Genomic DNA, 11,515 nt, shown 5'->3' with positions numbered 1-11,515 from the left:
ATTTGTAGTGCTATTAATCAATATTTGTAAAAATGAAAAAGTTACTACTTAGTGTAGCTATACTTGTTGGTGCAACATTAATTCTTTCCATAGATACTTCAGATGAGGTGAAAAATGCAGCTAAGGAAGATGTTGTAACTATTCAGACTAAGCTACAAGCCGAATCTTAAAATTAGTTAGAAAAAACATAAGGCTAATTTTCCCTATTTAAAGAAAGATGAAATTGTGAATACAGTTCCATCTTTTTTTATTGTGTTAATTGAAGTTAACAATTCATAGATTCTTCAATATTTTTCTATATTGCGCTGCCTCATAATCTTTATACAATAAACTTAGAATAGAAAAATAGATTATGTATTTCACAACAAAACGATTTATATTATCTGCAATACTTCTTTTTAGCAGCATAGGAATACTTATAGCCCAAGACAGAGATATTAATAAAGAGAAAAGGTACTTTAAAAAACTATCATTTTATGATTTTAGAGGGACCAATGCAGTAGATGCAGCCTTTGGTAGTTCAGTTATTAATGGGGACTTTGAAGATCCTCAATTCGAGATATATTTTAGAATTGGGTACAAACGATTTATTAATGAACACGTAAATATTAATTTTTCTTATAATAAATACAACCTGGGTTTTAAAGGACTACCTAATGAAGGTTTCATGTCTTTTGATTTAAATATTGAATACCTTTTTAATCCTTATAAGCGTTTTTCTCCTTTTATTTATGCAGGAGCTGGCTATAATGCAGCGAATTATTTTGAATCTACATCAACAAAAGCGCAAGGTGCACTTGGTCTGGAATATATGGTTTATGATGGTTTAGGTATAAAACTATTTGCAGAGTATAATTACAATTTTGATGACGAATTAGATGGTTTAATAAAGGGAGAAAGTAATGATACCTTTTTTAGAATGGGTCTTGGTGTAAATTTCTATTTTGGCGGAAATAAGAAAAGACAGAAGCTATTGAGCAATGTCAAAACAGTAATTAATTCTAATTTGATTAAATAATTAAATTCAATGCTTACTTTTGTAATACTAAAATCCTTCAATGAGCAATTCAGTAAGTAAAAGATATGCGCAACGTGGTGTTTCAGCTTCTAAAGAAGATGTGCACAATGCCATTAAAAACATTGACAAAGGCTTGTTTCCAAAAGCTTTTTGTAAAATAGTTCCTGATTATTTAACAAATGACCCTGAATATTGTCTTATAATGCATGCCGATGGTGCAGGTACAAAGTCATCTCTAGCTTACATGTATTGGAAAGAAACTGGCGATGTATCAGTTTGGAAAGGTATAGCTCAGGATGCTCTTATAATGAATATAGACGATTTATTGTGTGTCGGAGCAACCGACAATATTATGTTATCTTCAACTATAGGACGAAATAAAAATTTAATACCCGGAGACGTAATTTCTGCAATCATTAACGGCACCGAAGAACTCATAGAAGATTTAAAAAAGTTTGGTGTTACGATACACTCAACAGGAGGAGAAACAGCAGATGTAGGAGACTTGGTAAGAACTATTATTGTAGATTCTACAGTAACAGCCAGAATGAAACGAAGTGATGTAATTGATAATGCTAATATTACTGAAGGTGATGTTATTGTAGGCTTAGAATCATTTGGTCAGGCGTCTTATGAAACAGAATATAATGGAGGAATGGGTAGTAATGGATTGACTTCTGCAAGACACGATGTGTTTTCAAAGGATTTAGCCAAAAAATATCCTGAAAGTTTTGATGCTGCCGTGCCAGAAGATTTAGTATATTCTGGGCAAACTAAGCTTACTGATGTTGTTGAAAATTCACCAATAGATGCAGGTAAATTGGTGTTATCTCCAACACGAACTTATGCTCCAATAATAAAAGCAATACTCAATAAATATAATCAAGACACTATTCATGGCATGGTACATTGTAGTGGTGGAGCACAAACCAAAATCCTTCATTTTATAGAAGAATTACATATTATTAAGGATAATATGTTTGCAATTCCACCATTATTTAAATTAATACAAGAACAATCTAAAACAGATTGGAAAGAAATGTATCAGGTATTTAATTGTGGACATAGAATGGAGTTATACGTTAAGCCAGAAATAGCCGAAGATATCATTGCCATTTCAGAATCTTTTAATGTAAAGGCTCAAATTATTGGTAGAGTAGAATCGTCAGATAAAAAGCAGCTCACTATAAAAAGTGAGTTTGGTACTTTTGAGTATTAGTCTAAGCTACCTTGGCTTAAATATTTATAGTCTTCAAGCTCTTTGAGTTCTTCCATTTTTTTAGTAGCACCATTTTGTAATAAATAAATGGTATCAGAACTTTCAATGATATGTCTATACATATGGTCTGAAATGATAATGATTTTATAATGTTTTTCTTCAGCAATTATTTTTTTTACAAGCTCAATCAATACGGGTGATAAATACGAAAAAGGTTCATCTAAAAAAACCATTTCACTTTTAGCTTTCAATATAATGTAGGTCTCTACTAACCGTCTTTCGCCACCAGATAAGTCTTTAAATTTTGAGCTTTTGTATTTTGAGAACGCTTCGAATTTTTCTTCAAATTCTGGCCATTTTAATTTATAGAGATGAAATACATAAGTTATTTTCATTCCATCTGGAATGAAATTATATTGTGGTAGATATTTTACACGTTTTGTTTTGTAGAGTGGTTTTAAAATTGGCTTATGATTTAATCGTACCAATTTGTACTTAGGTTTTAAGTTTCCAAAAGCAATATTAAGTAAACTACTTTTTCCGCAACCATTTCTTCCTAAAACAGCAGTGACTTTTCCGGTTTCTGCCTTAAGATAAATACCGTTTAATATACGTTTGGCTTTAAAGTAGAGTTCTACATTATCGAGTTCAAATATCAATTTTTTCAGTTTAGTTGAATTGTTTAATTAAAAAAATAACGAAGACAGTAAATATACAATCGATAGCAAAAACAAAAGAGAATAACACCAATGGTGAAATGCCTAGATTCTTGTAAAATGTGAGCTTTTGTTTGTTAGAGGTTTCTGATATATAATACCAGGCAAACCCAGTAAGAAAAAGTTTAGTTAATATAGCTGCAGCATAGTCTGGGTTAATAGCACCAATAATGATGGTAATTATGAGCGACCATACAAAAAATAATTTATAAAAATTAAATAGAACATAAAGTAGCTTCATTTTAGAAAAGTACAATTTTTAAATAAATCCTTTTATAAGTGATAAAAATACACTGGTAATAATGCTGTCTAAAATAAAAATAATTGATAGAAATTTTAAATTGCTTACACCTCGTAGTCTGTAATACTTTAATCGTCTTCTTAAGGCTCTGTCATTTAACATTATCCATAATAAGAATGCTAAGAATAATTTAGTACATAAAGCCAAAATTAACTCAGGTTGTATCACAGTAATCGCTAGTGTCACCAAAAATGACCATAAAGCGAGCGGTTTGTAGTAGTTTAGTATAGATGCAAATTGCCTTAGCATATTATCTATAACGTAAAAACATAAAAAAATATTTTTCAAAGTTGTTATCTCTACTACAATCCGATAAAATCCATAAAAAATTGTACTTTTGATATTCAATTTTTTGAAGAGAGATGTTAGAGAAAATACAGATTGTAAAGCAGCGTTTTGATGAGGTCAATGACCTTATTATTCAACCAGATATTATATCAGATCAAAAGCGTTATATACGACTCAATAAAGAATATAAAGACCTAAAACAAATTGTTGAAAAAGGCGAAGTCTACAAAGAACTTTTAGATAATATTTCTGAAGCAGAGGAAATTATTGCGGATGGATCTGATGAAGAAATGGTTGAAATGGCAAAAATGCAACTCGATGAAGCTAAAGAGGAGCTGCCAAAAATTGAAGATGATATTAGGTTTATGTTAATACCCAAAGATCCTGATGATGCTAAAAATGTTGTTGTTGAGGTAAGAGCAGGTACTGGTGGTGATGAAGCAAGTATTTTTGCCGGTGATTTGTTTAGAATGTATTCTAAATATTGCAGTGACAAAGGTTGGAAAATAGATGTAGTTAGTCAAAGCGATGGTACATCTGGTGGTTTTAAAGAGATTATTTTTGAAGTTTCTGGTGAAGATGTCTATGGAACATTAAAATTTGAAGCAGGTGTACATCGTGTACAACGTGTACCACAAACCGAGACTCAAGGACGAGTGCATACAAGTGCTGCCACAGTGATGGTATTGCCAGAGGCTGAGGATATAGATTTTGAATTAGATATGACAGAAGTACGTATTGAGCGTACAACATCTACAGGACCTGGAGGACAATCTGTCAATACAACCTATTCTGCAATTAAACTGCATCACGAACCAACTGGTATGATTGTGAGTTGCCAAGACCAGAAGTCATCTCACAAAAACTTAGAAAAGGCACTAAAAGTATTACGTACACGTCTGTACGATTTAGAATTAGAAAAACAACGTGCTGCGGATTCTGAAAAACGAAAAAGTATGGTGAGTTCTGGTGATCGCAGTGCTAAAATTAGAACTTATAACTATCCTCAAGGTCGTGTAACAGATCATAGAATAGGATTAACGCTTTACGATTTATCTAATATCATCAATGGCGATATTCAAAAAATAATAGACGAATTAATGTTAGCTGAAAATACTGAGTTATTGAAAGCTAATGACAATGTAATTTAAATTTTAAGCCTCTTCTTGAGGCTTTTTTTATTTCATGACAACAACTCAACTCATAAAGCAAATCCATAAAAAGAAATCTTTTCTATGCATAGGATTAGATGTAGATTTAAATAAAATCCCAAAACATTTATCAAATGAAGACGATCCAATCTTTTCGTTCAACAAAGCGATAATAGACGCCACACATCACCTCTGTGTAGCTTATAAACCTAATACAGCATTTTATGAAGCTTATGGAATCAAAGGCTGGCAAGCCTTAGAAAAAACTATTAATTATCTCAATGAGAATCATCCTGAAATTTATACCATAGCCGATGCTAAGCGTGGAGATATTGGTAACACAAGTACCATGTATGCTAAGGCATTTTTTGAAGATTTAGGGTTTGACAGTGTTACGGTTGCACCTTACATGGGTAAGGATTCTGTAGAACCTTTTCTAGCTTTTGAAGACAAACACACCATACTTTTAGCGTTGACCTCTAATCAAGGTGCTTTTGATTTTCAGACTAAAACCGTAGATGGTTTAGAACTATATAAACAAGTTTTAAAGACTTCTAAGTCTTGGAAAAATTCCGAAAATCTGATGTACGTAGTTGGTGCTACCAAAGCGGAATTTCTAGGCGATATTCGTAAAATTATCCCAGATAGTTTTTTATTGGTTCCCGGAGTTGGTGCCCAAGGAGGTAATCTGCAAGAGGTCTGTAAATATGGTATGAATGACTCAATAGGTTTATTGATAAATTCGTCTAGAGGAATAATTTATGCGTCCCAAGATATTGATTTTTCTAAAGCTGCTGCTCAAAAAGCTAAAGAGTTACAAGAACAGATGGTTTTAGAATTGAATCGACGTTCCTTGTAAGAATGACTTATAAAGACCAACTCAATAGAAAACTTCAACTAAATAAAACACCGAAACGAATCGTTTCATTAGTGCCGTCGCAAACTGAATTGTTGTATGATTTGGGCTTGGAGGACGTAATAGTTGGTATTACAAAATTTTGTGTTCATCCAAAACATCTAAAAAAAACGAAAACAATTGTTGGTGGTACTAAACAAATTAAGTTTCAAAAAATAAAAAATCTTCAACCAGATATTATTCTTTGTAATAAAGAGGAAAATACCAAAGAACTTATTGAAATTTTACAACCAATTGCGCCCATTCATATTAGTGATATTTATACAGTTGAAGATTGCTATAAACTCATCCGAATGTATGGGGAGCTATTTGAAGTCGAATCTGAAGCCTCTTCGATCATTTTAAAAATAAAACAAGAGAGAAAGCAATTTATAAATAAAATAAAAGGATTTGCAAAGCCTGTAGTAGCATATTTTATATGGAAAAATCCCTGGATGGTCGCTGCATCAAATACATTTATTAATAGTATGATTACAGAGGCTGGATTTACAAATGGATTTAAATCTGACCGTCGTTATCCGGAAGTAGAATTGAATGATCCTAGGTTTAAGGAAATAGATCGAATATTCTTGTCTAGTGAACCTTTTCCCTTTAAGACTGAATCTATAGAAGAATTAAAACTAAAATTCCCAAAATCATCTATTGAAATTGTAGACGGTGAGTTATTTTCTTGGTATGGCAGTAGACTAATAGAATCCTACCGTTATTTTGAAAAGCTATATCAATAAAAAAGTCGGCACCTAACTAAAATACCGACTTCTAACTAACTAAGCTAATTCTCTAAGCTTTTCTAACTTATCTTATGCAGTACAAATATCAGCAAAGGATTGTGATTAAATGTTATGTTAATATTAGCATATAATTAAATGTAGTTTAATAACTTACATCTAAAACTATCTATCATGAGAACTTTCTTATCCATTGCTATAATGTTGTTATTTTCAATTACAATGGTCGCTCAATCTACAAATTGTGCATGTTGTACTGAGAATCATACGGAATTTGATTTTTGGGTTGGAAGTTGGGAAGTAACTAATCCTAATGGCACAAAAGCTGGTGAGAATAATATTCAAAAAGCACAAAATAACTGTGTTTTAATAGAAAATTGGACTAGTGCTACTCCAGGCCATACAGGCACCAGTAATAATTTCTTTAATTCTAAGACAAAGCAGTGGGAACAAATTTGGATAGATAATTCTGGCGGAATACTTCATCTAAAAGGAAATAAAGTTGGTAATCAGATGATATTACAAACTGATAAGGATACCAATGCAGAAGGACAAGAGTTCTTGCATCGCGTAACATGGACTGACAATAAGGATGGTACTGTACGACAACTTTGGGAAACCATAACAACGGGAGAAGGTGTTACTATTGCTTTTGACGGATTATATAGGAAAAAAGACTAATTAGCTTGTAATTGAGCATCTATAAAAATAAATTCACTAATCTTGAAGTGCAAAAACCTTTTTAAGTAAATCAGTAGTTCTAGAAGACACCTTGTTTCTTATTTCTTTTTCCTCTACTGCAATCATGGTGTACACACCTTTAAGCGCCTCATTAGTGACATAGTCTGTAAGATCTGGATTAACATCAGTAGTTAATGGCAATCCATTATATTTTGTGATGAGTGTATTCCAGATCTGATCTGCACCAACTTTACTAAATGAATTATTAATAACCGGTTTAAACTTATTGTACAATTCTATCTGAGTTTTAGAAGTGAGGTAAGTTGTTGCTGCATTATCATCTCCTAACAGGATATTTTTGGCGTCATTAAATGTAATGCCCTTTACCGCATTTACAAAAATTGGTGTAGCTTCTTTTACGGCATCTTCTGCAGCTCTGTTCAGTAATTTTAGTCCATCATCAGCTAAACTACTCAATCCAATATTTCGCAATGTCTTATCAACTTTTTTTAATTCTTCGGGCAATAATATTTTTACAAGCTCATTTTTGTAAAATCCGTCTTTTTGTGTCAGCTTAGCGACTTGTTTATCAATACCTAAGTCCAATGCTTGTCTTAATCCTGAAGCAATGTCAGCATTACCGAGCCCACCACCAGATTGAGGTAAAGAATCAACAACTTGTTGTAGCTCAGCACAAGCAAATACGTTTAAAGTAAGGAATAAAGCTATAAATCTTTTATACATAATATCTGGTTTTCTATCTTTAACAAAGATAATTTTTACAGTTGAAAACATTTCAAATTTTATACCTAATCTTAGTTATTCTCTTATCGAGTTGTATAACCTCAAATAGTAATGATGAAGACGCTTTCAATTCTACCTTAGAGAATAAAGTAATGCCAAAACGATACATCACTGTTTTGGGTGTTGCGCAAGATGCTGGTTTTCCTCAGATTAATTGTGATAAGCAATGTTGTAATGATTACTATGCAGGAATCCAAGAAAGCAAGTTGGTGTCTTGTCTTGGCTTAGTAGATAGAGAAAACAATCAAAAATGGCTATTTGATGCAACACCAGATATAAAGCATCAAATTCAATTTTTAAAGCAAAATCATTTAGATAATCAAAGCGTTGTAGATGGTATTTTCTTAACTCACGCACATATTGGTCATTATACGGGCTTAATGGAATTAGGTAGAGAAGCCTTAGGAGCAAATAAAATACCTGTTTATGCAATGCCAAAAATGAAAGCATTCTTAAAAGCAAATGGACCATGGAGCCAGTTGGTTTCATTGCAAAATATAACTTTACAATCCTTAAAAAATGATTCAGTATTAAAATTGAATTCATCAATAAAAGTGACTCCTTTTTTGGTTCCACATCGCGATGAATTTTCAGAAACAGTGGGTTATAAAATTGAAGGTAAATACAAATTGGCACTATTTATTCCTGATATTGATAAGTGGGAAAAGTGGCAACATGATATCATCGAAGAAGTTAAAAAAGTAGACTATGCTTTTCTGGATGCTACTTTTTTTAGTAACGGTGAGTTAGAACGAGATATGACTGAAATTCCTCATCCATTTATTACAGAGACTACGACCTTGTTTGAAAATGAAAGTATAGAGACAAAAAATAAAATACATTTCATTCATTTTAATCATACAAATCCTGCATTAAAACAATCACATCATTTAAAAGATAGTATTTCAAATCTTGGATTTCGTTTTGCTACGCAAGGAGATAATTTTGAGCTTTAAATGGTGTTAAAATAAAATAGTGGTTAGAAATTGTTATTTTTAGCACAGTATTTGATTATCCATTAGTAAATTATATAATTCATTATGAGTGGTTTTATTAAAAAACGCTTTTTATTTGTTATAATTTGCATCCTAACAGCATCTTATTCTTATAGTCAAATTAAGGTATCTGAGTTTCTTCAGAAGTCTAAAATAGCTTCACCAGATAACAACAAGTTGTATTTTGTTGATTTTTGGGCAACATGGTGTGTGCCATGTATAACGGCTAAAGAACACCTTAAAGTTTTACAACGTCAGTTTCCAAATGATTTATATATTGTCTCCTTATCAAGTGAGAATCCATTAAAGGTTGAACGCTTCTTAAAGAAAAGGCCAAATGATTTAGCTGTTGCTATTGACTATAATAAAGAAACCTTTAATAAATATAATGTAAAAGTCTTACCAGAAGGAGTGTTATTTAATGCACAAGGAAAAGTTTTATGGCAAGGAGGTGCACCAGACTTAAAATCGGATATCGTATCACGGTTTTTAAGGCAGCAGTCCTCAACAACTTCATTAGAGGCTTTTTTTAATGTGGTTGCGTTAAAGGAAGAGATGCCTACTGAATATATACCTACTGAGTTATTAGAAATTAAGTCTATAGCTACAGAAGTTGATGAATTATCAATTATAGATAATGATAACTATTTGAAGCTAACCGGATCTTTAAAATCAATTATTGGATATTTAGCTCGCATTTATAAAAATCAAATTGTAATTGATGATCTATTAAATACTAATTACGAGATATATTTTAAGAAGCCTTTAAATGAGAACGAGAATTTAGCATATATGCTTATTACGCAATTAAACTTAGGTGTTGAGCGAACCTATGGTAAAGGAGAAGGTATTAGTTTTGTTGTTAATACTCCTAAATTTTGGGACACTAGTCAGATTGATTGGGGCAAGAACAACTCTAGGTATTTGATAGGAGACTCTCAGCTTAAAGCGGATAATGTATCCCTTAAAGATATTGCGTATCAATTAGCCTATGTGCTAGATATGCCTGTTATTATTCCTGATGATAGTGAAATAAGCCTAACACCACACGATTGGGATTTTCATTATAAGTTTTTTCAGTTAATGCAAACCGATTTAGAAGATAACTTTGGTATAAAAGCGGAGAAGACGGAAGTATCATACCCTATTTATCATATACAAAAAAAAGCTCCTTAACGGAGCTTTTTTTCATTTTAAAACTTATTGTGGTACGTAATTCTTAGTTACTTAAAACTCTAAATTCAGTACGTCTGTTTCTTTGGTGTTGTGCTTCAGAACATTCTACACCATTAGAACATCTGTTTGTCAATCTAGATTCTCCAAATCCTCTAGCAGTTAATCTACCTCTTGAGATTCCTTTAGATACTAAATAGTTTACAACAGAATTAGCTCTTTGTTGAGATAAAGACATATTAAAATCATCATTACCTCTAGAGTCAGTATGAGACATAATTTCAATACTTACATTAGAATCATTTAAGATTGGTAATAAAGTATCGTCAATCGTCTTCTTAGAAGCAGGTGTTAATCTAGCACTACCTAATTCATAAAATACAGGTAATACATTAGGATCTAATAACTCACAATCAACTTCTTCCCAAGTTGTAATACCACCTTTTTTGTCTAAAACAGTTCTTGTCACCGTTTGGTATTGAGCAGGGATAGTATTTGTTGTAGTAGATGCAGGAGTTTCAATTACTCTTCTTTTAATTGTGGTATATTCAGCAGGAATTTCAATTTCATCCATTCTTGCTGGAGTTTTTATAACACGCTTTTTATAAGTCGTTGTTTGCTCTGGTACTGGTACAGAGTTGGTGCTTGCGTCTGATGCTAAAGTTGTAAATGTAACATCTCTAAATTGAGCAGGATACTCAACAAAACATGCAGCAACACAGTCATCCTTATTTACAGAAGGACAATCTTCTAAAACTTTATACTCCCATCCAGATGTTTTTGGGTAAATCTCAAAAGTCCTTGAATCGTTACCAAATGTTGCAGGTACAACTTTTAAATCATTACGACCTTCTTGTTTAATGTAAGGTACTTCCACAGTCTCATATGTAGCAGGTACGTATACAAATTTCTTAGATGCTTCTTTTACTAAAACACGCTCTTCAACTGTTTTGTAAGTTGCATGTACTACTTGTAAAGTTGTGTAAGCAGGATATGTTTGTATCGTTTCTTCCACTTCTTTAAATTCATCTTTAGTAATACACTTCACATAGCATTTTCCTGGTTCAGGATTTGTTGGTAAGCCTTGTGCCTGAGAAAATCCTATCCCAGCAATAAAGCAAACAAATAATAATAGTTTTTGTTTCATAAAAAAATAGTTAATGGTTATAGTTTAATTAATTCGTAGGTGTTAAACACCATATGTATATCATTAGACACAAGCAAATTAAATAAGTCACATATTGAAATGACGTTAGGTACAGGAGCAATGAATAAATCTCAGCCTTATTTAATTAGTCTTCAAAATAAAGGAGTACAGGATCCTTTATTTAAAAATATGACTACAATTAATGACTAAATTGATTAAAATATTTTCCTCGGTGAACTTTCTTCTAGCATTATATAATTGATGATTATTACATTATTTTTTTGAATATTCCGTAAATTTGCGACTCATTTAAGCTATAATTTTACGAATGGAACAAGTTGCACCATATAAGCCGAAACATAAAGTTAGAATTGTAAC

At 31.9% G+C, this 11,515-nt stretch carries 12 protein-coding genes; 9 read left to right on the top strand and 3 right to left on the bottom strand.

From position 1 onward, the window contains the following. Positions 1-32 precede the first annotated feature (32 nt). The 3 genes from ACTG3Y_RS12405 to ACTG3Y_RS12395 all read left to right on the top strand — a co-directional run bounded on the left by ACTG3Y_RS12405 (position 33) and on the right by ACTG3Y_RS12395 (position 2,237). Positions 33-170, top strand: coding sequence for a hypothetical protein (locus tag ACTG3Y_RS12405; protein ID WP_439153242.1), 138 nt, complete (start codon positions 33-35; stop codon positions 168-170). Positions 171-352: 182 nt separating this feature from the next. After that, on the top strand, positions 353-1,018 hold the full coding sequence (locus ACTG3Y_RS12400; protein WP_439153241.1) for a Curli production assembly/transport component CsgG: 666 nt from the start codon (positions 353-355) through the stop codon (positions 1,016-1,018). A 40-nt stretch (positions 1,019-1,058) separates the two neighbouring features. After that, positions 1,059-2,237 carry an AIR synthase related protein gene (locus ACTG3Y_RS12395; protein ID WP_439153240.1) on the top strand — a complete coding sequence of 393 codons (1,179 nt, stop codon included), beginning with the start codon at positions 1,059-1,061 and terminating at the stop codon, positions 2,235-2,237. Here the strand turns inward: ACTG3Y_RS12395 and ACTG3Y_RS12390 are convergent. Then, positions 2,234-2,896 carry an ATP-binding cassette domain-containing protein gene (locus ACTG3Y_RS12390; protein WP_439153239.1) on the bottom strand — a complete coding sequence of 221 codons (663 nt, stop codon included), beginning with the start codon at positions 2,894-2,896 and terminating at the stop codon, positions 2,234-2,236. The two genes, ACTG3Y_RS12395 and ACTG3Y_RS12390, sit on opposite strands and share 4 nt — an antisense overlap. 720 nt (positions 2,897-3,616) lie before the next feature. Between ACTG3Y_RS12390 and prfA the strand changes: the two genes are divergently transcribed. The 4 genes from prfA to ACTG3Y_RS12370 all read left to right on the top strand — a co-directional run bounded on the left by prfA (position 3,617) and on the right by ACTG3Y_RS12370 (position 7,018). Continuing rightward, positions 3,617-4,693 carry a peptide chain release factor 1 gene (gene prfA, locus ACTG3Y_RS12385; protein ID WP_439153238.1) on the top strand — a complete coding sequence of 359 codons (1,077 nt, stop codon included), beginning with the start codon at positions 3,617-3,619 and terminating at the stop codon, positions 4,691-4,693. A gap of 34 nt (positions 4,694-4,727) precedes the next feature. Continuing rightward, positions 4,728-5,552 carry an orotidine-5'-phosphate decarboxylase gene (gene pyrF, locus ACTG3Y_RS12380; RefSeq protein WP_439153237.1) on the top strand — a complete coding sequence of 275 codons (825 nt, stop codon included), beginning with the start codon at positions 4,728-4,730 and terminating at the stop codon, positions 5,550-5,552. 2 nt (positions 5,553-5,554) lie between these two features. Next, positions 5,555-6,337: an ABC transporter substrate-binding protein gene (locus ACTG3Y_RS12375; RefSeq protein WP_439153236.1), complete on the top strand. Its 783-nt coding sequence runs from the start codon at positions 5,555-5,557 to the stop codon at positions 6,335-6,337. 174 nt (positions 6,338-6,511) lie between these two features. Beyond that, positions 6,512-7,018, top strand: a complete 507-nt coding sequence (locus tag ACTG3Y_RS12370; RefSeq protein ID WP_439153235.1) for a hypothetical protein — start codon at positions 6,512-6,514, stop codon at positions 7,016-7,018. A gap of 36 nt (positions 7,019-7,054) precedes the next feature. Here the strand turns inward: ACTG3Y_RS12370 and ACTG3Y_RS12365 are convergent, their stop codons facing one another. Next, complete coding sequence (locus ACTG3Y_RS12365; protein ID WP_439153234.1) at positions 7,055-7,762, bottom strand: DUF4197 domain-containing protein; 708 nt, start codon at positions 7,760-7,762, stop codon at positions 7,055-7,057. A gap of 41 nt (positions 7,763-7,803) precedes the next feature. On the opposite strand from ACTG3Y_RS12365, the gene ACTG3Y_RS12360 reads away from it, so the two are divergent. Together ACTG3Y_RS12360 and ACTG3Y_RS12355 are read left to right on the top strand one after the other, a co-directional pair. Continuing rightward, positions 7,804-8,778 (top strand): MBL fold metallo-hydrolase, encoded by a 975-nt coding sequence (locus ACTG3Y_RS12360; protein WP_439153233.1) that lies wholly within the window; start codon positions 7,804-7,806, stop codon positions 8,776-8,778. Between the two features lie 84 nt (positions 8,779-8,862). Then, positions 8,863-9,993, top strand: a complete 1,131-nt coding sequence (locus tag ACTG3Y_RS12355; protein ID WP_439153232.1) for a TlpA family protein disulfide reductase — start codon at positions 8,863-8,865, stop codon at positions 9,991-9,993. A 43-nt stretch (positions 9,994-10,036) separates the two neighbouring features. Here the strand turns inward: ACTG3Y_RS12355 and ACTG3Y_RS12350 are convergent, their stop codons facing one another. Next, positions 10,037-11,137, bottom strand: a complete 1,101-nt coding sequence (locus tag ACTG3Y_RS12350) for an OmpA family protein (RefSeq protein WP_439153231.1) — start codon at positions 11,135-11,137, stop codon at positions 10,037-10,039. Positions 11,138-11,515 lie beyond the last annotated feature (378 nt).

Origin of the sequence: Winogradskyella sp. (assembly GCF_965656915.1) — a bacterium.
In the GTDB taxonomy this organism is placed as follows: domain Bacteria; phylum Bacteroidota; class Bacteroidia; order Flavobacteriales; family Flavobacteriaceae; genus Winogradskyella.
This window is presented reverse-complemented; position numbering and strand designations above follow the sequence as displayed.